Origin of the sequence: Pseudomonas fluorescens, assembly GCF_000730425.1 — a bacterium.
In the GTDB taxonomy this organism is placed as follows: domain Bacteria; phylum Pseudomonadota; class Gammaproteobacteria; order Pseudomonadales; family Pseudomonadaceae; genus Aquipseudomonas; species Aquipseudomonas fluorescens_X.
Genome location: NZ_CP008896.1, coordinates 4,465,085 through 4,487,534, shown reverse-complemented (window position 1 = coordinate 4,487,534; position 22,450 = coordinate 4,465,085). Strand labels below are relative to the sequence as shown.

Below are 22,450 nucleotides of genomic sequence, written 5' to 3'. Positions count from 1 at the left end.
GCCTCTTTTAGTCTGCATGCAGGCGCTTGCGCCCGAAAAATGTGTGCCTCTCGCCTCAGCGAGAAAAGCTAAAGGGCGGGATTATAGCTTAAAAGCGGCAAAACGCCTCTAGCCGCAAATGGCACGGAGAAACAAGAGACATCATTGGAAAGTCTCGATACTACCATCGTGGTTCTACGGGTAAACGGCGCGGGGCAGTACCAAAGTATCGAAGGTGCCACAGACCGTGGTCGAAAGGACAATGGCGGCAAGCAGCAGAATATTTGTAGGATTCGCTGGCAACCCTCCTGAGTATGGGGCCGATAGCCTAACCCAAAGCCGTGTAAGACGAATATGCCGGCATTGTGCAGGAATATTCTTCAAAAACGTCTCGCAAAATCGTTAAACTCGCGCCCTTTTTTCCGCGCCCGCGCTGCGCATCATGGAAGTTGGTTTGCTCATGAAAGTCGTTGTACCCACCTGTTTTGCGATGTTGCTCCCTGGCCTGCTGGGCCTGCAGCAAAGCGCCCTGGCAGAAGATGCCCCGCTGATCCTCGATCCCAGCGTGGTGACGGGCTCGCGCAGCGCCAGCCGCAGCTTCGACCTGCCCTACTCGGTGGACAGCATCAGCCGTGAGCAGATCAGCGACGGCCAGTTGGGCATCAATGCCTCCGAAGCCCTGTCCCGCGTACCGGGGCTGGTGGTGCAGAACCGCCAGAACTATGCCCAGGACCTGCAGGTTTCTTCCCGCGGCTTTGGCGCGCGCTCGGCGTTTGGCGTGCGCGGGATCAAGCTGATTGCCGATGGCATCCCCGCCAGCACCCCGGATGGCCAGGGCCAGGCCGCCACCTTCAACCTCGACACGGCGGACCGCATCGAAGTCCTGCGCGGCCCGGCCGCCACCCTGTATGGCAGCAACGCCGGCGGGGTGATCCAGATGTTCTCGCGCAACGGTGAAGGCCCGCCCCGTATCGGCGCCGAAACCCTGGTCGGCAGCGACGGCCTGAACAAAAACCACCTCAGCGCCGAAGGCGCGGTTCAAGGCGCGGGGTTTGTCCTCGACGCCTCGCGCATGGACACCGACGGCTACCGCGACCACAGCAGCGCCCGTCGCGACCAGACGTTCGCCAAGCTCAACGTCGAGCCCGATGACGACAGCAAGCTGGCCCTGATCTACAGCAGCCTGGAGCAGAACGGCACCCAGGATCCGCTGGGGCAGACCTGAGCAGGCTACAAGGCCGACCCACGCTCGGTCAGCAGCAATGCCCTGGCGTACAACACGCGCAAGAGCATTGACCACCAGCAGTTGGGGATGAATTACGAGCGCTATATTGGCGATGCGACGTTGCAGGTGAATGCCTATACCGGGCGGCGGAGTGTGATTCAGTATTTGTCGATTCCCAAGGGCGTCCCGAGCAACGAACGCGGCGGCGGCGTGGTGCAATTCGACCGCAAGTTCTACGGCGGTGGCGTGCGCTGGATGCAGCCTATCGACAGCGCACCGGGCGAGCTGATGATCATCACCGGCCTGGACTTCGACCAGAGCGAAGACAGCCGCCACGGCTACCAGAACTACAGCGGCAATACCCTGGGCGTGAAAGGTGAGTTGCGTCGCAATGAAATCGACACCGCCCGTAGCCTCGACCCGTATGTCCAGGCCAACTGGGCCATCGAGCGCTGGACCCTGCAAGCCGGGCTGCGCCACAGCACGATGGAGATGGACGTCGATGACCAGTTCCTGAGCAATGGCGATGCCAGCGGCAACAAGACCTACCAGAAGAACACGCCCTCGATGAGCGTGATGTACGCCTTCACCCCTGACCTGCATGGCTACGTCAGCGCCGGCAAGGGCTTTGAAACGCCGACACAGGCAGAAATGGCCTATGCCCCGGGTGCCATCGAAGGTTTCAACTTTGGCCTGAAGCCCTCAGAAAGCACTCAATATGAAGTGGGTTTGAAGGCGCAGGTGAACAACAGTACGCGGCTCAACGCTGCCGTATTCCAGATCACCACCGAGGATGAGTTGGTAGTCGCACAGTCCAATGGCGGGCGCACCAGCTACCAAAACGCCGGCCGCACCCTACGCCGCGGCTTTGAACTGGGCGTGGAAAGCCAACTGAGCGAACAATGGAGCGCCAACCTCGCCTACACCCGCCTGCAAGCTACCTACGACAGTGACTTCAGCAACGTGAAAAAGGGCAACTACCTACCCGGCGTCCCGCAAACCCTGCTCTTTGCCGAGTTGAACTGGAAACCACGGGACTGGGTCAGCACCGCCGTCGAAGGCATGTACCGCAGCAAGATCTATGTCGAAGACACCAACCAGGCGCACGCGGCGCCGGGCTATAGCGTGTTCAACTGGCGTGCGCGGTTTGAGCAGAAGGTAGAGCACTGGACCTTTCACCAGACCTTGCGCCTGGATAATTTGCTGGATCGCCAATACGTGGGATCGGTGATTGTTGGCGACAGCAATGGGCGCTATTACGAGGCGGCACCGGGGCGGTCCTGGTATGCCGGCGCTGGGGCCGAATACCAGTTCTGATCGGATATTGCGGCGTCACGCCTGACGCCATCGCGGCCAAGCCTGCTCCCACAGAGGACCGCGACTACCTGCGGGAGCTGGCTTGCCAGCGATGGGCCAAAGGCTCGATTCAAGCGCCAGTGTCGACCCTTTTAGGCAGGCGCTGATCGATCACGCGATACAGCGCGCTGTCGACCGGCCAGTTGCGCATAAATCGCGCACGATCCTTGGCAAACGCCGGTGCAAAGCTACTCAGCGAGCGGTGCTGGCACATCGAATCCAGATCGATCAGCACCCAGCGCCCGCCCTGCCAGAACAGGTTGCGCCCCTTGAAATCGCCATGACTGATCCGCTCGCGAATCAGTTCGCCAAACAGGCGCTCCAGGGCCAACAGTTCGGGCTCGGGTACCTCGCCGCTTTCGACATAAGGGGCCAGATGCTCAATCAGGTCTGGCCCGGCCAAATGCTCGGTGACCAGGTAAGCCCGGCTGCGCAGCCAGAAAAAGCGCCGCTCCAGAAGTGCCAGGGGCTTGGGCGTCGCGATCCCCAGGAACGTCAGGCGATTGCCTTCGTACCAGGCGTGCCAGGCGCGGCTTGGCCGCCAGAAGCGCTTGAGCCAGTGCACAAAACCCTTGATGTTGTAGCGTTTGATCACCAATGGTCTCTCGGCCACATCCACTCGGGCCACCGTGGCCGAGGCGCCGGCCTTGTACATCTGGCCTTGGCCGACAAGCCCATCGACGTTTGCCAGTACCGGCAGCAGGGTCGCCTCCTCTTCCCGGCGGATCACCCGCAGCCCAAAGGCCCCGCGCACCACGCTGAACAAGGTGCACTCGCGGCCGACCTTGCCCAGGAAGTCTTTCAGGCGCCAGGCCCGCACTTTGTGCACCTGCTTTTGCAGGGCTTCGAGGGGCAACGCGTGCTCACCGTTGCTTAACAGGTAGTACACCAGCAATTCTTCGGTGAACGGTTCAAGGTCGCTCGGCAACTGGGCAAAAAACACCCCGAGGTTTTCCAATACCCGGTTGCGTGACAGGGGTTTGCCCGCCTGTTCGACGCAAACGCCCCCTCCATCGATCAGATACAGCTTGTCGCCCTGACGCATCAGGTTGTCCAGATGCAGGTCTTCCTGCCACAGGCCCTTGGCGTGCATCTGTGCAATCGCACCCAGCGCTTGCGCCAATACCGCCTGTTGCTCATCGGCCAGGGGTGGCAATGCCTCGACGGCGGACCAGGCATCGCCCAGGCTCTGGGCCCCTTCGAGAAACTCAAACAGCAACCAGCCGCCCTCGCCGTCCTGCAGGCCATCGGCGAGCAACAGCGGAGTGACCAGGCCTTGTTCGGCCAACAGGCGCACGCCCTGGAGTTCACGCTGGAACTGCCGGGCGGCACTGCGGCCCACCAGCAATTTGGCCAACACCGGCCGGCCACGCCAGATCGCCGCACCGACATAACGCTGGCCCGGCAGTACCCGCAGCAAACTCAACAGTTGCAACTGCCCCGGGCCTGCCGCATCGGCCAACTCAATACTCAAAGGCAGCATAGGCGTGCGCCCGGCGTTTTTGAGTTCAGACAGCCGCATCAGCGGGCCTCCTTGTGACTGCGGCGCCCAGCCAGATACTGCGCCCAGGTATCCACCAGTGAACTGTCCACTGGCTGGTCGAGGTAGGCCGCCAAAAATTCTCGCACCTGCTCTGCTGTCCATGCCCCGGCACGGCGCAGCAGTGGCTCCAGGTCCTTGACCCGGTCACGCCGGCCCAGCAACAGCGGCCGGGTTTTTTCCAGGTCGATCAACTGCGCGGCGTAACCGTCGCCGGTGGCCTGCAGGAAGATATGCTTGGGGTAAAAACAACCATGCACCTGGCCGACGCCATGGAGTGTGCGCGCCAATTGGCCGCAGGCCACGAGGATCGCATGGTGCTGGGCCTCACCCAGGGCAGGCCATTGTTCAAGCAGCGAATCCAGATCGTTCCAGCCATCCAGCGCGCGGGTCAGCAGCAAGGCACGATATTCGCCGGCAACTTTGCGTTCGCCGTAGAAAGCGGCCTGCAAGGCCGGGATCGCTTTCTGCCGATAGCGGCTGATATTGCGAAACTCGCGGGCAAAGGTCGGCTCGCCAAACGGCCGGTGCAGGGTGCGCGTCAGGTAGTTGCTCTGGCGCTTGAGGTAAAAACCACGGCCCTCCAGCTCCAGGCGGAACACGCTGCTCCAGCCGCCGCGGCTGGTGTTGGGCTCATCCACGGCGTCCAGTTGCCTGGCCCACAGGGCGTCGAAGTCAGCCAGGCCATTGCGTTCCAGCAAGGCCCGGTCTTCAGTTGCCAGGAAGTCATTCATTCACGTCCCTCGAAAAACTTCAGCACATGGCGAATCCGCTGTTTATCCGATGCGCTCAGGTGTTTGCGCCGACGATATTGCAGGTAGAAGCGCAAGCGCTGGGTGGCCGACAGATGGTATTTGGCGACTTTGTCCAGGCAGGCCAAGTCCTTGGTGATCCGGTACTTGAGCCAGAACCCGCGCCAGAAGTCGCCGTTGGGGCAGTCGATCAGGTACAGGGTCTGCTGATCGTCGATCAACAGGTTGCGCCACTTCAAATCGTTGTGGGTAAACCGGTGGTCGTGCATGGTCCGGGTATATTCGGCGAGCTGGCGGCTGACCTTGTCGACCCATACCGGGTCGGACAATTGCGGGTCCTTGCGTTCAGCCAGGGCCGCCAGGTCTTCGGTGCGGGGCAACTCGCGGGTGATCATCGCCCCACGGTCATAGGCCAGGCCGTTACGCTCCAGGCCCCAGGCCACGACTTCAGCCGTTGGGATGCCCCACTTGGCGAAGCGCTTGAGGTTCTGCCACTCGGACTTGACCCGCGGCTTGCCCAGGTAACGCCGCAAGCCTTTGCCGGCGCCGGTGTAGCGCTTGACGTAATAGTTGACCCCGCCGCGCTCCACACGAATGACTTCGGACAGCGGATCACGGGTCAGCCGCTCGCCCTGCAGGGCGAACACTGCCTCGAGGCTACCAAAATCATCCACAAGCTCCGAGTAGGCAGGTTCCAGGTTCCAACCCGCCATCAGAGCGCGCCTCCGTACCGGACTTTGCGGTCATAGAGCTTGTTGGCCTTGCGCTCCAGCCACTGCAGCAACGGGCCTTCCTCGGCCAGGATCTGGCGCAGGGGCTGCTGGAAGTAGACCTTGAGGAAGCGCAACGTGTCGCGACGGGTCAGGCCAATATCCAATATCGAGAAATACAGGGCCGCCAGGTCCTTGTTGCGCCAGCGCTGACTGATGCGCGGCCGCACCTGGGCACGGTGCAGGTCGATCACCGACAGCTTGAAGTCATCGGCGGTCACCGGCTTGTCGGTGTGCAGCAGGAAGTGACAGATGTAGCAGTCACGGTGGTTGACGCCAGCGCGATGCATCATCCCGGTCATGCGGGCCACCTCGGCAATCAGCGCGCGCTTGAGGCGCGGCTCGGGCGGCTGCTTGAGCCAATCCATGCTGAAGTCTTCCAGGCTGATGGTCGGCGCCAGTTCCTCAGTGACAATAAAGGAATGCTGGTCGGCCGGATTGGCACCGCGCTCGCCGTAGGCGACGGCGGTCATGGTCGGTACGCCGACTTGTTGCAGGCGCTCGATTGCCTGCCACTCCTGGCCGGCGCCCAGCACTGGCAGCTTGGCGGTGAGCAGGTTCTTGAAGATTTCGCCCCAGCCGATGCCACGGTGGATTTTCACAAAGTAGCCGCGCCCCTCTACCTCGGTGCGCAAGGTGCGACGGGCTTCCAGTTCACGGTAAACCTCACCGTCCAACAGCTCGACTTCGGCGAACGCGTCGCGTCCGGCCCAAAGGCTCTTGAACGGTTCGGCAAGAATCAACTTCATCAGTGTTGCTCCGCCAGAATTACATCCGCAGCGCGCTGCGGCATGCTATAGAGGTCGGCCGTCTCGGCGAAGGCCAGACCATTGCGGCTCCAGGCCGCACGTTGCTGCTGATCGCTGAGTATCCCCGCCAGGGACTGGTTGAGCTGGGCCTGTTCGAAAGGCTCGTCCAGCACCCGCCCGCAATCGGCCTCACTGATGTAATGGGCATACCCACACACCGCCGTGACCAATACCGGCAACCCGGCCACCAGCGCTTCGAGCAGCACGGTCCCGGTGTTTTCGTTGTACGCCGGGTGGATCAACAGGTCGGCGCCCAGCAGAAAACGCGGGATATCACTGCGCCCCTTGAGGAACTGCACATTGTCGCCCAGGCCAAGGGTAGCACTCTGTAGTTGGAATACTTTGGGGTCGTCCTGGCCAATTACAAACAGGCGGGTGCGCTGTTTCAGGTCGGGCGGCAGCGCGGCCAGTGCCTTGAGGCTGCGGTCCACGCCCTTGGTCTTGAAGCCCGACCCGATCTGCACCAGCAGCAGATCGTCGTCAGCGAGGTTGAATTCGGCGCGGAACCCGGCGCGGATCTCGACCGCATTCGGCGGCGCCCGACGGTCCTGGGCGATGCCCGGTGGCAACAGGTGGAAGCGCGCCAGCGGCGTGTCGTAGTGTTTGATAAACAGCGGCTGCTGGACCTCGGAGATCATCAGTACTTCGGTCTTGGCCTCCCTGGCAAACACCGCGCGCTCGTACTCGGCAAAGTGCCGGTAGCGGCCAAAGCGGCGATACAGCGAATGCCGCAGGTTCTGCGCCTTGTCCTCAAAACAGCCGTCGGCGGCGTAGTACACGTCCAGGCCAGGCATCTTGTTGAAGCCGATCAAGCGGTCCACTGGGCGCTTGGCCAGGTCGGCCTGCATCCAGTCGGTCAATTTCTCGTTGCGCCGATGGTTGAAGAACGCCTTGACCGGCGCCACCAGCACTTCGAAGCCGGGAGGCACGTCGCCCTCCCAGATCAGGGTGTAGACACGAATCTGGTGGCCGCGCCGCTGGCACTCCAGGGCGATGCGCATGAAGTCGCGCTGCAAGCCGCCAAAGGGGAAATATTTGTACAGTACAAATGCCAGTTGCATCAGTGCAGCTCCTCAGCCAATAACAACGTGCTCAGTCGGCTGGCCACACGCTCAGGGTTCAGGCGAGTAAAGCACAACGGCCACTCGCGCTTGAGATCAAACCGGCGCTGGTCTTCAGCCGTCGGTTGGTAGGTGCATTTCTTTTGCAGGCAGGGCGCACAGGGGAAGTCGCTGCCCAGATGGATCTGCGCCTTGCCGTAGGCCCCCGTCAGGCCGGGGTTGGTCGGGCCGAACAGGGAGATCGTCGGCACATCCAGCGCAGCAGCCAGGTGCCCAAGGCCAGTATCCACGGCCACACAGGCCCGGGCGCCGGCCAATACCCGCGCCACACCCGCCAGGTTCAGCCTGGGCAACACTTCGGCGTTGGCCAGGCCTTGGGCCAGGCGCTCGGCCCGAGCTTTTTCGGCGGCGTTGCCCCACGGCAACTTCACATCCACCCCCAGGCTGCCCATGCGTTCGGCCAGGTCGCGCCAGTAGGCTTCGGGCCAGTGCTTGGTGTCCCAGGTGGTGCCGTGGAGCAGCAGTACGAAGGGTTTTTTCGGCGGCAGGCCCAGCAGTTTTTCGGTGCTCAGGCCGTAATCCCCCAGGCCCTTGGGCAGGTCATAGCCCAGGGCCACGGCGAACAACTGGCGCAAGCGCTCTACCGCATGCTGGCCACGGGCAACCGCCAGGCGTCGGGAGTAGAAGCGCGCGGCGATGGGCTCACGGGCCGATTGCTGGTCGAAACCCGCCACCGGCGCCCGCACATAGCGGGTCAGCCAGGCGCTTTTCAGCAAGCCCTGGGCGTCGATCACCAGGTCATATTTGGTGGACTGGATCTGCTGCTTGAAGCGGCGCCATTCGCCACTCTTGAAGGTCTGCCAGAGGTTCTTGCGCCAGCGACGAATCGCCACGGGGATCACCTTGTCCACCGCCGGATGCCAGGTGGGGATCTCGGCGAAACCCTCTTCCACCACCCAGTCGAAGCGAATCCCCGGAATGGCCCGGGCCGCGTCGGTCAATGCCGGCAAGGCGTGGATCACATCGCCCAGGGATGAGGTCTTGATTACCAGTACCCGCAACTCAATGAACCTCGACCACGTTGCCTTGCAAGCGCTGCAAAGCCTCGGCTACCGAATCGGGCAACAACTGGCGCAAGCAGTTGTAGTGGCCGAAACGGCAGGTGCGCTCAAAGCACGGGCTGCAATCCAGGCCCAGGCGCACCACTTCGACCTTGTCGGCCAACGGCGGCGTAAAGCCTGGCGACGTGGAGCCATACACCGCCACCAGCGGGCGGTTCAGCGCAGCGGCTACGTGCATCAGGCCGGAGTCGTTGGACACCACCGAATCGGCGCAGGACAACAGGTCGATCGCCTCGGCCAGCGACGTATCGCCACTGAGGTTGACCGCTTCTTCGCGCAGACCGGGGATCAGGCGTTGGCGAATGTCTTCACCCACCGAGTGATCGTTTTTCGAGCCAAACAGCCAGACTTGCCAGCCTTCGCGGATTTTCAGCTCGGCGACCTTCGCGTAATGCTCCGACGGCCAGCGCTTGGACTCGCCAAACTCGGCGCCCGGACACAGCGCCAGCACCGGCCGGTCCAGGCTCAGGCCGAACTTGGCCAGCGCCGCATCGCGAGTAACCGGGTCGATTCGCAGGCTCGGCCGCGGGTACGGCGTCGGCAACTCGGCATCAGGCGCGTAGGCCAGGGCCATGAAGCGCTCGATCATCAGCGGGTAGCGGGCCTTGTCGAGCTTGCGCACATCATTGAGCAGGCCGTAGCGAAATTCGCCGCGCCAGCCGGTGCGCTTGGGGATGCCGGCAAAGAACGGCACCAGCGCCGACTTCATCGAGTTGGGCAGCAGGATCGCCTGGTCATACTGGCCGGCCAGGGACTTGCCGATACGCCGTCGGGTCGCCAGTTCCAGCGCGCCATGGCCGAGCGGGAAGCTCAAGGCCTGCCGCACCTCGGGCATGCGTTCCAGGATCGGCCGGCTCCACTCGGGTGCGAGCACGTCGATTTGGCAGTCGGGATGACGCTGTTTCAGGCACTGGAACAGTGTCTGCGCCATCACCATGTCACCGACCCAACTGGGCCCAACGATCAGAATATTCATGTAGTTTCCACAAACGATTCGGGGAGGCTCATGCCTCCCCGCCTCGAAAATTTCTGTAGGAGACGAACAATTGTAGGAGCTGGCTTGCCAGCGATAACGTCCGAAAGATCCCCATGGATTCCAAGGGCCTCATCGCCGGCAAGCCGGCTCCTACAGTTGACTCAACTTAACCCCAGTTCTTTCCAGATCCGTTTCACCTGGCGCCGTTCGTCAGCAAACTGATCCCCTGCCACCACGCCCGCCTCGTTCTGCAAGGCCTGGCGATGGGCCGCCGAGCGGTAGGCCTTATATACCTCGCGCAACAGGTGGGCATCGGCGGCGGGCATCAGCCCGACCTGCTCCAGGCCTTCCAGAATGCGGATATTGTCGGTGTAGCGCAGCAACGATGGATGTTGCGCAGACCACGCCAAAGCGGCGTATTGCACCATAAATTCAATATCGACGATACCTCCGGCGTCCTGCTTGAGATCGAACGACGCCGTAGGCTCGAAGGCATTCGCCGCCGTACCGGCCCCGGTTGACTTGGTGCCCAGGTTGTCGCGCATCTTGGCGCGCATCTCGCTGACCTCCTGGCGCAGCTTCGCCAGGTCCTGCGCGCGCCCCAATACCTGTGCGCGCACGCCTTCAAACGCACGGCCCACGTCCTGACTGCCGACCAGGACCCGCGCCCGCACCAGGGCCTGGTGCTCCCAGGTCCAGGCCTCGTTTTCCTGGTAACGGGCAAAGGCCCCCAGGGAACTGACCAGCAGCCCCGATGCGCCAGAAGGTCGCAGGCGCATATCCACTTCGTACAATTGCCCGGAGTTGGTCTGGGTGGTCAGCAGGTGAATGATCCGCTGGCCCAGGCGGGTAAAGAACTGCGCGCCATCGATCGGCTTGGCGCCATCGGTCTCGGCCTGCGGATCACCGTCGTGGATAAACACCAGGTCCAGGTCCGAGCCATGCCCCAGTTCGATGCCGCCGACCTTGCCATAGCCGACGATGATAAACCCGGGATCGCACAAGGTACCGTCCAGACGCTGCGGCGTACCGTGGCGAGCCACGGTCTGGCGCCAGGCCAGGGCCAGCACCTGCTCCAGAATGGCCTCGGCAAGCCAGGTCAGGTAGTCACTGACCTTCATCAGTGGCAGGCTGCCAGCGATTTCCGAGGCGGCAACCCGCAGGCGGTGGGCCAGCTTGAAGTGACGCAAGGCCTCCATCTGCTGCTCAAGGTCATCCTCGGGGATGCGCGTGAGGCGCTCGCGCAATTCGGCGGCCAACTCGGGCGCCAGCGGCGGCTTGAACAGGCGGCCTTCATTGAGCAACTCGTCCAGCAACAGCGGGAAGCGGGTGATCTGCTCGGCAATCCATGGGCTGGCGGCGCACAGGGTCAACAGCCGCCGCAGGGCGTCAGGGTTTTCCGTCAAGAGCACCAGATAAGCGGAACGCCGCGCAACGGCTTCGACCAACGGCAGTACGCGCTCCAGTACAAGGTCCGGGTTGGCGTGCTCGACGGCCTGGGCCAGCAGGCGCGGGATAAATGCATCCAGCCGCTCACGCCCAAGGCGCTGCATCGCCCGCAATTGCGGACTGCCGCGCAGGCCGGCCAGGGCTTTCAGGGCCTTGGGTGCATCTGCAAAGCCACCTTCGGCCAATTGACGACAGGCGGCCTCTTCATCTTGGGATTCTTCCCACAAGGGCAACCACTCGCCGCCGACCACCAATTCGCTTTCGGCACCCTCTTCTTCGTCAGGATCGGCAATCACCTGACGAAAATGCCAATCCACCCGGCCACGCCAGTACATCAATTGTTCATGGAACGCACTCCAGTCGGCAAAGCCCATCATGAACGCGATCCGTGCCTGGTCTTCATCGCTGTTAGGCAACATCTGTGTCTGGCGGTCGGCGATGGCCTGGATCGCATGTTCGGTGTAGCGCAGGAACTCATAGCCATTGCGCAACTCGGCAACCACCGCCGGCGGCAGGTAGCCCTGGCCTTCCAGGGTGCCCAGCACCTTCAGCAAGGGCCGTTGCTGCAGGCTCAGATCGCGACCACCGTGAATCAGTTGGAACGCCTGGGCGATAAACTCCACCTCGCGGATGCCGCCCGCGCCCAGCTTGATATTGTCGGCCATGCCCTTGCGCCTTACCTCCTGCTGGATCAACTGCTTCATGGTGCGCAGCGCTTCGATGGCGGAAAAATCCAGGTAGCGCCGATAGACGAACGGGCGCAGCAAGTCGAGCAATTGCGCGCCGGCCACCTGGTCGCCGGCCACCACCCGCGCCTTGATCATCGCGTAGCGTTCCCAGTCGCGGCCCTGATCCTGATAGTACTGCTCCAATGCATTGAAACTCAGCACCAGCGCCCCGGCTGAACCGTAGGGCCGCAGGCGCATGTCGACCCGGAATACAAAGCCGTCGACGGTCATCGGGTCCAGGGCCTTGATCAGCTTCTGGCCCAGGCGGATAAAGAACTCCTGGTTGTCCAGGGCGCGCTTGGCCCCCACGGTCTCGCCGCCCTCGGGGTAGGCGAAGATCAGGTCGATATCCGACGACAGGTTCAACTCCACCGCACCCAACTTGCCCATGCCGAGGATGACCATCTGCTGCGGCTCGCCGCTACGCCCGCCAGTGGGGGTGCCGAATTGCACGCAGTGGCGCTGGTACAACCACTGGTAGGCCTGATCGATGCAGGCATCGGCCATGTCCGACAGGTCGCGGCAGGTCTGCACCAGGTCCGCCTGTCGGGTCAGGTCGCGCCAGATAATCCGCACTTGCTGGCGGGTGCGCTGACGGCGCAGTACACGCCCCAACTCGTCTTCCGTTTCAGCCTGTTGCACGGCTGCGGCAATCTGCCCACACAGCTCATCGGGTGCAAAGCCGCGGTCCAGCTCTCCCCAGGCCACCAGTTCCAGCAACATCAAAGGGTCACGAACACTCTGTTCAATCACAAAATCACTGGCGGCGCACACCCGCGCAAAGTCAGCCCAGCGTTGCGGCGTCCACGCAGACAGGCCATGATCGGCATCCAGCATGGCCGCTGCGTCACGAAATGACTGCTCGGCCCGGCTGGCAAATGGCAACAGAACGGCTGGGAGTTCAACCCGCATTGGAAGGCTCATGGTCTATCCTTGATCGGCGCGTAAATGGCTTGTGGCGATGAACGCAAGAACCACGCTCGATGAAGGACTGTCGAACAAAAGTTAGAAATAGCTGAAAAAACATTAATTTTGGCAGGCAACATTAAACTTCTACCTTTTCTTGTTCGCAAAAGATCAACAATAACGATTATGCTCACCAGCCAGACCGAGTCATACGCTCAGTCTTGTGTAGTTTTACTACTCGTATATACATTCGAAAGGCTGAAATGGCCGACGATTTGTAGTAAAACTACAGGACGCCGAAGCAACCTTCGGCCATCCAAGAATTTATGTCGTCTGCCCACAAGGCCAGTCGCAAACTTCAGGCAACCGATTCTGGTAGCCTTTCCGCCCTGGAGCAAGCCATGCAAGACCTCGATCCCGTCGAAACCCAGGAATGGCTGGACGCCCTGGAATCGGTTCTCGACAAAGAAGGCGAAGACCGTGCGCATTACCTGATGACCCGTATGGGTGAACTCGCGACCCGCAGCGGCTCGCAACTGCCCTACGCCATCACCACGCCATACCGCAATACCATCCCCGTTACCCACGAAGCACGCATGCCTGGCGACCTGTTCATGGAACGCCGCATTCGCTCGCTGGTACGCTGGAACGCGATGGCAATGGTGATGCGCACGAACTTGAAAGATTCTGACCTGGGCGGTCACATCTCCAGCTTCGCTTCCAGCGCAACCCTGTATGACATCGGCTTCAACTACTTCTTCCAGGCCCCGACCGACGAACACGGCGGCGACCTGATCTACTTCCAGGGCCACACCTCGCCAGGCGTCTACGCCCGCGCGTTCATGGAAGGGCGCATCACCGAAGACCAGATGAACAACTTCCGCCAGGAAGTCGACGGTGGCGGCCTGTCGTCGTACCCGCACCCTTGGCTGATGCCTGACTTCTGGCAGTTCCCGACCGTATCCATGGGCCTGGGCCCGATCCAGGCGATCTACCAGGCGCGCTTCATGAAGTACCTGGAAGCCCGTGGCTTCATCCCCGAAGGCAAGCAGAAGGTCTGGTGCTTCCTGGGCGACGGCGAGTGCGACGAGCCGGAATCCCTGGGCGCCATCTCCCTGGCCGGCCGCGAAAAGCTGGACAACCTGATCTTCGTCATCAACTGCAACCTGCAGCGCCTCGACGGCCCGGTTCGCGGCAACGGCAAGATCATCCAGGAACTCGAAGGCGTGTTCCGCGGTGCCCAATGGAACGTGACCAAAGTCATCTGGGGCCGTTTCTGGGACCCACTGCTGGCCAAGGACGTCGACGGTATCCTGCAACGCCGGATGGACGAAGTCATCGACGGCGAGTACCAGAACTACAAGGCCAAAGACGGCGCGTTCGTGCGTGAGCACTTCTTCAACACGCCTGAACTCAAGGCGATGGTTGCCGACCTGTCCGACGACGAGATCTGGAAACTCAACCGTGGCGGCCACGACCCGTACAAGGTCTATGCGGCGTACCACGAAGCGGTCAACCACAAAGAACAACCTACCGTCATCCTGGCCAAGACCATCAAGGGTTATGGCACCGGTGCCGGCGAAGCGAAGAACACTGCGCACAACACCAAGAAAGTCGATGTCGACAGCTTGAAGTTGTTCCGCGACCGCTTCGACATCCCGGTCAAGGACGAAGAGCTGGAGAACCTGCCGTTCTTCAAGCCGGAGCCAAACAGCGCCGAAGCCCGCTACCTGAGCGAGCGTCGCACTGCACTGGGTGGTTTCGTGCCACAGCGACGCGCACAGAGCTTCAGCGTACCGACGCCGGACCTGAGCACCCTCAAGGCAATCCTCGACGGCTCGGGCGACCGTGAAATTTCCACCACCATGGCCTTCGTGCGGATCCTCGCGCAGCTGGTCAAGGACAAGGAAATCGGCCCGCGCATCGTCCCGATAATCCCGGACGAAGCCCGTACCTTCGGTATGGAAGGCATGTTCCGCCAGTTGGGCATCTACTCCTCCGTCGGCCAGCTCTACGAGCCAGTCGATAAAGACCAGGTGATGTTCTACAAGGAAGACAAGAAGGGCCAGATCCTCGAAGAAGGCATCAACGAAGCGGGCGCCATGAGCTCCTTCATCGCTGCCGGTACTTCGTACTCCAGCCACAACCAGCCGATGCTGCCGTTCTACATCTTCTACTCGATGTTCGGCTTCCAGCGCATTGGCGACCTGGCCTGGGCTGCCGGCGACAGCCGTACCCGTGGCTTCCTGATCGGCGGTACCGCCGGGCGGACCACGCTCAACGGCGAAGGCCTGCAACACGAAGACGGTCACAGCCACATCCTGGCGGCCACCATCCCGAACTGCCGCACCTTTGATCCAACCTACGGCTACGAGCTGGCGGTGATCATCCAGGACGGCATGAAGAAAATGACTGAAGAACAGCAGGACGTTTTCTACTACATCACCGTGATGAACGAGTCCTACCAGCAACCTGCCATGCCGGCCGGTGTTGAAGAAGGCATCATCAAGGGCATGTACCTGCTCGAAGAAGACACCAAGGAAGCGGCACACCACGTACAGCTGATGGGCTCCGGCACCATCCTGCGCGAAGTGCGTGAAGCGGCGAAGATCCTGCGTGAAGAGTTCAACGTCGGCGCTGACGTGTGGAGCGTTACCAGCTTCAACGAACTGCGTCGCGATGGCCTGGCCGTGGAACGCAGCAACCGCCTGCACCCAGGCCAGAAGCCTGCACTGAGCTACGTCGAAGAGTGCCTGGCTGGCCGCAAGGGTCCGGTGATCGCCTCTACCGACTACATGAAACTGTTTGCTGAACAAATTCGCCAGTGGGTCCCGTCCAAGGAATTCAAAGTCCTGGGCACCGACGGTTTTGGCCGCAGTGACAGCCGCAAGAAGCTGCGTCACTTCTTCGAGGTCGACCGTCACTTCGTGGTGTTGGCAGCCCTGGAAGCCTTGGCTGACCGTGGTGAGATCGAACCGAAGGTGGTGGCTGACGCCATCGTCAAGTTCGGGATCAACCCGGAAAAACGCAACCCACTGGACTGCTGAGGAGACTATCTGTGAGCGAACTCATTCGCGTACCTGACATCGGCAGCGGTGAAGGTGAAGTAATCGAGCTGTTTGTGAAGGTCGGCGACACCGTCGAAGCCGACCAGAGCATCCTGACCCTGGAATCGGACAAGGCGAGCATGGAAATCCCTGCTCCCAAGGCCGGCGTGGTCAAGAGCCTGAAAGTGAAGCTGGGCGACCGCCTGAAAGAAGGCGACGAACTGCTGGAGCTGGAAATCGAAGGTGCTGCCGATGCAGCTCCTGCGGCGGCGCCTGCTGCCGCTGCTGCACCTGCACCTGCACCTGCTGAAAAACCAGCCGAAGCGCCTGCCGCTCCGGCTGCTGCACCTGCCGCCGCGACGGTCCAGGACATTCATGTCCCGGACATCGGCTCGTCGGGCAAGGCCAAGATCATCGAACTGCTGGTCAAGGTCGGCGACACCGTCGAAGCCGACCAGTCGCTGATCACCCTGGAGTCCGACAAGGCCTCCATGGAAATCCCGTCGCCGGCTGCCGGCGTGGTGGAAAGCATCGCAGTCAAGCTCGAAGACGAAGTCGGCACTGGCGACTTCATCCTCAAGCTGAAAGTACAAGGCACTGCACCTGCTGCAGCCCCAGCCCCGGCCGCCGCTCCAGCGGCCAAGGCTGAAGCTGCACCGGCCGCCGCCCCGGCTCCTGCGCCTGCGGCAAAAGCCGAGGCCGCTCCGGCCCCGGCTGCTGCCCCAGCGCCAAGCGGTGCCAAGGCTCACGCCGGCCCTGCCGTGCGTCAGCTGGCCCGTGAATTCGGCGTCGAGCTGAGCGCTGTCAGCCCTACCGGCCCGCATGGTCGCGTGCTCAAGGAAGACGTGCAGGTCTACGTCAAGTCCATGATGCAAAAAGCCAAGGAAGCTCCGGCTGCCGGCGCTGCTACCGGTGGCTCGGGCATTCCGCCGATCCGCACCGTGGACTTCAGCCGCTTCGGCGAAACCGAAGAAGTGCCGATGACCCGCCTGATGCAAATCGGCGCAGCCGGTCTGCACGCCAGCTGGTTGAACATTCCCCACGTGACTCAGTTCGACCAGGCCGATATCACCGACCTGGAAGCTTTCCGCGTAGCGCAGAAAGCCGTGGCCGAGAAGGCCGGCGTGAAACTGACCGTACTGCCACTGTTGCTCAAGGCCTGCGCGCACCTGCTCAAGGAACTGCCGGACTTCAACAGTTCGCTGGCCCCCAGCGGCAAGGCGATCATTCGCAAGAAATACGTGCACATCGGCTTTGCGGTCGACACCCCGGATGGCCTGCTGGTACCTGTGATCAAGAACGTCGACCAGAAGAGCCTGCTGCAGCTTGCTGGCGAAGCGGCTGCACTGGCTGCCAAGGCCCGCGACAAGAAGCTGACGCCGGACGACATGCAAGGCGCCTGCTTCACCATCTCCAGCCTCGGGCACATTGGCGGCACTGGCTTCACGCCAATCGTCAACGCGCCGGAAGTGGCGATCCTGGGTGTTTCCAAGGCCACCATCCAGCCTGTGTGGGACGGCAAGGCCTTCCAGCCGAAGCTGATGCTGCCGCTGTCGTTGTCCTACGATCACCGCGTGATCAATGGCGCGGCTGCCGCACGTTTCACTCAGCGCCTGAGCCAGTTGCTGAACGATATCCGCACCATCCTGCTGTAAGCCGCAGCGGCCTCCCTCTTTGCGGGGAGGCCTGGCTGCAACGATTTCCGAGCGCCACGCTCGTACCTCAACCCCGCCAATTTGGCGGGGCTTTTTTTGCCTGTTGTTTGTAGCCGCCGGCTTGCCGGCGATAGCGGTGTGTCATCCGGTGACGCAATAACAGATAGATCGCAATCGCCGGCAAGCCGGCTCCTGCAGAGAATCGATTGACCATCCATCATCCCGACTGTAGAAAACCGCTGCGCGGCCGATAACCCACTTATAGCACTTAGCCTTCATCCTCTCTTGTCAGTCCGTGCTGCATGATGCAACCTTGCCGCAGACGGCAGTAAAGAGGGCGATAGCCCGGCGCAATGCGCATTTTTCCAAGCGAGCTCCCCATGAAAAGCCAACCCGATGTCGCCCGAACGGCGGCCGAGGTCGTGACGCAATTACCGGTGCCTTCGCGCCTCGGTATGCTGCGTTTCGAGCGGCTGAATGAGGCAAGCTGGGCACTGCTGTACCTCGACCCCAATTGTGAACGCCAATTCGGCTTGCCCGCGGTAGAGCTGTGCTCGCTGATCGGCTCGCCCTACGCCAGCCTGATGGAGCCCCAGGCGCGCTATCAGCTGCATGACGCGATCCAACAGCAACTGACCGCCAGCCCCCATTACCTGGTGCGCTACACCCTGCACACCAACGACGGCCCGCTGAGCCTGCTGGAGGTCGGCGAGGCTTACAAACAGCACAATCGCCACCTGCTGCGCGGTTACCTGATGGTAGTGGATGGCTTGTTCAACAACCTGACACCAATGCCCGCCGCCGACCTGGAAGACCAGAACAGCCGGTTGCAGATCGCCCTGGAGCTCAACCAGCGCGCCCAGCAGGAGCAATTGCAGCACCTGGAGCGGGTGCGCGCCCAGCAGGAACTGATCCTGCTGCTGGCCCGCCAGCGCTACAGCACCAACAACTCCCTGCAAGAAGCCGCCGAACTGATCACCCGCACCGCCTGTGATATCTACCAGATCGACTGCGCCAGCATCTGGAACCTCGAAGGCCAGCAACTGGTGCCGATCTCCGCCTTTCAGCGCGCCGACCAACAGCACCATCTGCCCCAGCCGATCGACGCCAGTGGCTTCCCGGATTACCTCGAAGCCCTGCACAGCAGCCGCGCCATCGACGCCAGCAATGCCATGCGCGACCCGCGCACCCGGGAAATGGTCGAAAGCCTGCGGCCCATGGACATCCACGCGATGCTCGATGCCAGTATCCGTGTCGATGGCCAGGTGGTGGGCGTGCTGTGCCTGGAGCAAAGCGCCGGCACCCGGGATTGGCTGTCCGATGAAATCGCCTTTGCTGGCGAATTGGCCGACCAGTTCGCCCAGGTCATCAACAACCACAACCGCCGTACTGCCACCAGCGCCCTGCATCTGTTCCAGCGCGCCGTGGAGCAAAGTGCCAATGCCTTCCTGCTGGTCAATTGCGACGGCGTGGTGGAGTACGTCAACCCCAGCTTCACCGCCATCACCCAGTACAGCACCGAAGAAGTCCACGGCCATCGCCTGGCCCAGTTGCCAGCCCTGGAAAACCTCAGCGAACTGTTGTTCGACGCGCCCTCCAGCCTGGCCAAGAGCAACAGCTGGCAGGGCGAGTTCAAGAGCCGACGCAAAAACCTAGAACCGTACTGGGGCCAGCTGTCGATCTCCAAGGTCTACGGCGACAACCGCGAACTGACCCACTACATCGGCATCTACGAAGACATCACCCAGACCAAGCTGGCCCAGCAGCGCATCGAACGCCTGGCCTACACCGATAACCTGACCAACCTGGGTAACCGTCCAGCGTTTATCCGCAATCTCGATGAACGCTTCGCCCGCGACAGCGACGCCCCCATCAGCCTGCTACTGGTCGATATCGACAACTTCAAGCGCATCAACGACAGCCTCGGCCACCAGACCGGCGACAAGTTGCTGATCAGCCTGGCCCGGCGCCTGCGCAACAGCCTCAATGCCGGCGGTAGCCTGGCGCGCTTTGCCAGTAACGAATTTGCGGTACTGCTCGACAACGCCGACCTTGAGGTCGGCCAGCAAATGGCCTCCCAGCTGTTGATGACCCTCGACAAACCGATGTTCGTCGATAACCAATTGATCAGTGTCACCGGCTCCGTGGGCCTGGCCTGCGCGCCGCTGCATGGCCGCGACCCACAGACCCTGATGCGCAACGCCGGCCTGGCACTGCACAAGGCCAAAGCCAACGGCAAGCACCAGGTGCAAGTGTTCACCGAGGCCCTGAATGCCGAGGCCAGTTACAAACTGTTCGTCGAGAACAACCTGCGCCGCGCCCTGACCCAGAACGAGCTGGACGTGTTCTACCAACCCAAGCTGTGCCTGCGCAGCGGGCGCCTGCTGGGCATGGAAGCGCTGCTGCGCTGGAACCACCCGGAAAAGGGCATGATCCGCCCGGATCAGTTCATCAGCGTCGCCGAAGAGACCGGCCTGATCATTCCCATTGGCAAATGGATCGCGCGCCAGGCCTGCCGCATGAGCAAGCAATTGAGCGCCGCCGGCATGGGCAACTTGCAGGTGGCGATCAACCTGTCGCCCAAGCAGTTTTCCGACCCGGACCTGGTGGCGTCCATCGCCAGCATCCTCAAGGAAGAACAACTGCCGGCCAACCTGCTGGAGCTGGAGCTGACCGAGGGCCTGCTGCTGGAAGCCACCGAAGACACACGCCTGCAGCTGGACCAGTTGAAGAGCTTCGGCCTGACCCTGGCCATGGATGATTTCGGCACCGGTTACTCGTCCCTGAGTTACCTGAAGAAATTCCCCATCGACATCATCAAGATCGACCGCAGCTTTATCCATGAGATCCCGGACAACCAGGACGACATGGAAATCACCTCGGCGGTGATTGCCATGGCGCACAACCTCAAGCTCAAGGTGGTCGCCGAAGGCATCGAGACCGCCGAACAGCTGGCGTTCCTACGCCGCCATCGCTGCGACGTCGGCCAGGGCTACCTGTTCGACCGGCCAATCCCCGGCGGCGAGCTGCTGGACAAGCTCAAACGCTACCCCCGTGGGCCAATCGCCTGACAGCGCTGTAACACTCGGGCACACTGGCGGTCTGAACTGTTAACTCAACCTGACGAGAGGACTGATCATGGTCTTGCGCTCGGAAATCCTGGTGAATAAAAACGTGCTGCCTACCGCCGAACAAGCCCTGCCGGGTCGTGACACCCCGATGACGCTGCCCGAGACGCACTTCGTCAACGGTAACCCGCTGCTGGGCCCGTTCCTCGACGACGTGGGGTTTGCGATCTTTGGCCTGGGCTGTTTCTGGGGCGCCGAACGCAAGTTCTGGCAACGCGATGGCGTCGTCAGCACCGTGGTCGGCTACGCTGGCGGCTTCACGCCAAACCCAACCTATGAAGAAGTCTGCTCAGGCCTGACCGGCCACAGCGAAGTGGTGCTGGTGGTGTATGACCAGGCCAAACTCAAGTACGAAGACCTGCTGAAAATGTTCTGGGAACTGCACAACCCGACCCAGGGCATGCGCCAGGGCAATGATATCGGCAGCCAGTATCGCTCGGTGATCTACGCCACCACGCCTGAACAACTGGACGCAGCGAAGGCCAGTGCACAGGCTTACCAGGAAGAGCTGAGCAAGGCCGGCCTGGGCCAAATCACCACCGAAATCGAGCAGGCGCCGACGGTGTACTTCGCCGAGGCCTACCACCAGCAGTACCTGGCGAAAAACCCGCAGGGTTACTGCGGGATCGGCGGGACTGGCGTGACCTGCCCGATCTAAAACTGTGGGAGCGGGCTTGCTCGCGATAGCGGTGGATCGGTCAGAAATGCATCAACTGACACTCCGCTATCGCGAGCAAGCCCGCTCCCACATTGGTTCTGTAACCGACTTGAGATCCCGTTATTCGGCGATCAGCCAATCCATCTGCCAGCCACCCTGGGTCTGCCCCAGTTTCCTCGACAACCACGGCAGCAGCTCACGCAACTCTTCCTCCAGCCCCCACGGCGGGTTGGCAATCGCCAGGCCCGAGCCGGTCAGGGTGTTGGGGGTGTCCAGCGGGTGCACCAGCAACTCCACCCGCAACAGCTTCGGTGCGCCGGTGCCCGCCAGGTCCTGGTAGAAACGGCGCAACATGCGCTGGTCCTTCACCGGATACCAGATCGCCGCGACCGTCTGGCGCATGCGGCCCACCGCTTCCTTGAGGGAGGCGGCGCAACGCTGCATCTCGTCGAGTTTCTCGAACGGCGGGTCGATCAGCATCAAGGCGCGCTTTTCCGGCACGGGCAGCAAGGCCCGCGGCACATGCCAGCCTTCTCCCAGATGCACCTTCACGCGGCGGTCGCCCTTCATGTTGTCCTTGAGCAGCACGCCGTCTTGCGGGTGTTTTTCGTTGAGCAACACACGGTCCTGGGGCCGGGTCAGGCGCCGCGCCAGCTCCGGCGAGCCTGGGTAATAGCGCAACTGGCCATCCGGGTTCATCTCGTGCAGCACCTGCATGTAGTCAGCGGTCAGCGCCGGCAGGTCCGCCTCGCCCCACAAACGGGCAATGCCTTCCAGGTACTCACCGGTGCGGTTGGCCTGGTCGCCTTGCAGGTCGTACAGACCGATCCCGGCGTGGGTGTCGAGATAGGCAAACGGCTGCTCCTTGCGCGACATCAGGGCGATGAGGCGGGTCAAGGTCAAGTGTTTGAAGACATCGGCGTGGTTGCCGGCGTGAAAGGCGTGACGATAATTCATGGTTGCTCCTGCGCAGGGCGCGAAGTTTACCTTTTACGCAGGCAAAGGTGCAGGGCTGCATGCCGGGCGGTACTGATGCCGCAAACAGCACCGAAAACGGTCTAGCGGGTTATGCGGGGAAGCCCATGGAATCCAAGGAGGTCAAAACAGCACCATGAAAGACGCCACCCTCGCCCTGCACCACGGCGTAGGGCTGGCGCACAAACTACGCGACCTTGTGAAGGCGTCATGCAGGTCGGGGCGCTCATGGGCCCGCCATTCGCGCCTTCCAGGTATGAGCCGTATGGCAGGGCTGCTCATCACTGACTTTGACTAAATAGACTTTGGGCAAAA

General features: G+C 62.0%; 13 protein-coding genes and 1 pseudogene. 5 read left to right on the top strand and 9 right to left on the bottom strand.

What is annotated here, in order from left to right; genetic code table 11:
- The first annotated feature begins 439 nt into the window (after positions 1-439).
- Positions 440-2,521 (top strand): annotated as a pseudogene (locus HZ99_RS20010) (TonB-dependent receptor family protein).
- Between the two features lie 109 nt (positions 2,522-2,630).
- Here the strand turns inward: HZ99_RS20010 and HZ99_RS20005 are convergent.
- The 8 genes from HZ99_RS20005 to glnE all read right to left on the bottom strand — a co-directional run bounded on the left by HZ99_RS20005 (position 2,631) and on the right by glnE (position 12,690).
- The gene (locus HZ99_RS20005; protein WP_038445526.1) at positions 2,631-4,082 is read right to left on the bottom strand and encodes a lipopolysaccharide kinase InaA family protein; all 1,452 of its coding nucleotides are present in this window, start codon (positions 4,080-4,082) and stop codon (positions 2,631-2,633) included.
- On the bottom strand, positions 4,082-4,834 hold the full coding sequence (locus tag HZ99_RS20000; protein ID WP_038445524.1) for a lipopolysaccharide kinase InaA family protein: 753 nt from the start codon (positions 4,832-4,834) through the stop codon (positions 4,082-4,084). The genes HZ99_RS20005 and HZ99_RS20000 overlap by 1 nt, the downstream gene beginning before the upstream one ends.
- Positions 4,831-5,565 (bottom strand): lipopolysaccharide kinase InaA family protein, encoded by a 735-nt coding sequence (locus HZ99_RS19995; RefSeq protein ID WP_038445522.1) that lies wholly within the window; start codon positions 5,563-5,565, stop codon positions 4,831-4,833. Before HZ99_RS19995 ends, HZ99_RS20000 begins: the two co-directional genes overlap by 4 nt.
- Positions 5,565-6,371: a lipopolysaccharide core heptose(I) kinase RfaP gene (gene rfaP, locus HZ99_RS19990; protein ID WP_038445520.1), complete on the bottom strand. Its 807-nt coding sequence runs from the start codon at positions 6,369-6,371 to the stop codon at positions 5,565-5,567. The genes HZ99_RS19995 and rfaP overlap by 1 nt, the downstream gene beginning before the upstream one ends.
- Positions 6,371-7,492 carry a glycosyltransferase family 4 protein gene (locus HZ99_RS19985; RefSeq protein ID WP_038445518.1) on the bottom strand — a complete coding sequence of 374 codons (1,122 nt, stop codon included), beginning with the start codon at positions 7,490-7,492 and terminating at the stop codon, positions 6,371-6,373. Before HZ99_RS19985 ends, rfaP begins: the two co-directional genes overlap by 1 nt.
- Positions 7,492-8,553 (bottom strand): lipopolysaccharide heptosyltransferase I, encoded by a 1,062-nt coding sequence (gene waaC / locus HZ99_RS19980; RefSeq protein WP_038445516.1) that lies wholly within the window; start codon positions 8,551-8,553, stop codon positions 7,492-7,494. Before waaC ends, HZ99_RS19985 begins: the two co-directional genes overlap by 1 nt.
- Before the next feature lies 1 nt (position 8,554).
- Complete coding sequence (gene waaF / locus HZ99_RS19975) at positions 8,555-9,589, bottom strand: lipopolysaccharide heptosyltransferase II (RefSeq protein ID WP_038445514.1); 1,035 nt, start codon at positions 9,587-9,589, stop codon at positions 8,555-8,557.
- Positions 9,590-9,750: 161 nt separating this feature from the next.
- On the bottom strand, positions 9,751-12,690 hold the full coding sequence (gene glnE, locus HZ99_RS19970; protein WP_038445513.1) for a bifunctional [glutamate--ammonia ligase]-adenylyl-L-tyrosine phosphorylase/[glutamate--ammonia-ligase] adenylyltransferase: 2,940 nt from the start codon (positions 12,688-12,690) through the stop codon (positions 9,751-9,753).
- 383 nt (positions 12,691-13,073) lie between these two features.
- Here glnE and aceE point away from each other — a divergent pair, with 383 nt between their 5' ends.
- The 4 genes from aceE to msrA all read left to right on the top strand — a co-directional run bounded on the left by aceE (position 13,074) and on the right by msrA (position 21,160).
- On the top strand, positions 13,074-15,719 hold the full coding sequence (gene aceE / locus HZ99_RS19965; RefSeq protein WP_029299202.1) for a pyruvate dehydrogenase (acetyl-transferring), homodimeric type: 2,646 nt from the start codon (positions 13,074-13,076) through the stop codon (positions 15,717-15,719).
- Between the two features lie 11 nt (positions 15,720-15,730).
- Positions 15,731-17,374, top strand: coding sequence for a dihydrolipoyllysine-residue acetyltransferase (gene aceF, locus HZ99_RS19960; RefSeq protein WP_038445512.1), 1,644 nt, complete (start codon positions 15,731-15,733; stop codon positions 17,372-17,374).
- 380 nt (positions 17,375-17,754) lie between these two features.
- On the top strand, positions 17,755-20,445 hold the full coding sequence (locus tag HZ99_RS19955; RefSeq protein WP_038445510.1) for a putative bifunctional diguanylate cyclase/phosphodiesterase: 2,691 nt from the start codon (positions 17,755-17,757) through the stop codon (positions 20,443-20,445).
- Between the two features lie 67 nt (positions 20,446-20,512).
- A complete protein-coding gene (gene msrA, locus HZ99_RS19950; protein ID WP_038445508.1) occupies positions 20,513-21,160 on the top strand; it encodes a peptide-methionine (S)-S-oxide reductase MsrA in 648 nt (215 codons plus the stop codon).
- A gap of 120 nt (positions 21,161-21,280) precedes the next feature.
- Here msrA and HZ99_RS19945 read toward each other — a convergent pair whose 3' ends face one another.
- The gene (locus tag HZ99_RS19945) at positions 21,281-22,117 is read right to left on the bottom strand and encodes a 23S rRNA (adenine(2030)-N(6))-methyltransferase RlmJ (protein WP_038445506.1); all 837 of its coding nucleotides are present in this window, start codon (positions 22,115-22,117) and stop codon (positions 21,281-21,283) included.
- Between the last annotated feature and the right edge of the window lie 333 nt (positions 22,118-22,450).

Bases quoted from the DNA above. Each gene is read 5' to 3' on its own strand.
- HZ99_RS20005 (WP_038445526.1), bottom strand. From the start codon at position 4,082: ATGCGGCTGTCTGAACTCAAAAACGCCGGGCGCACGCCTATGCTGCCT.
- HZ99_RS20000 (WP_038445524.1), bottom strand. From the start codon at position 4,834: ATGAATGACTTCCTGGCAACTGAAGACCGGGCCTTGCTGGAACGCAAT.
- HZ99_RS19995 (WP_038445522.1), bottom strand. From the start codon at position 5,565: ATGGCGGGTTGGAACCTGGAACCTGCCTACTCGGAGCTTGTGGATGAT.
- rfaP (WP_038445520.1), bottom strand. From the start codon at position 6,371: ATGAAGTTGATTCTTGCCGAACCGTTCAAGAGCCTTTGGGCCGGACGC.
- HZ99_RS19985 (WP_038445518.1), bottom strand. From the start codon at position 7,492: ATGCAACTGGCATTTGTACTGTACAAATATTTCCCCTTTGGCGGCTTG.
- waaF (WP_038445514.1), bottom strand. From the start codon at position 9,589: ATGAATATTCTGATCGTTGGGCCCAGTTGGGTCGGTGACATGGTGATG.
- glnE (WP_038445513.1), bottom strand. From the start codon at position 12,690: ATGAGCCTTCCAATGCGGGTTGAACTCCCAGCCGTTCTGTTGCCATTT.
- aceE (WP_029299202.1), top strand. From the start codon at position 13,074: ATGCAAGACCTCGATCCCGTCGAAACCCAGGAATGGCTGGACGCCCTG.
- HZ99_RS19955 (WP_038445510.1), top strand. From the start codon at position 17,755: ATGAAAAGCCAACCCGATGTCGCCCGAACGGCGGCCGAGGTCGTGACG.
- msrA (WP_038445508.1), top strand. From the start codon at position 20,513: ATGGTCTTGCGCTCGGAAATCCTGGTGAATAAAAACGTGCTGCCTACC.
- HZ99_RS19945 (WP_038445506.1), bottom strand. From the start codon at position 22,117: ATGAATTATCGTCACGCCTTTCACGCCGGCAACCACGCCGATGTCTTC.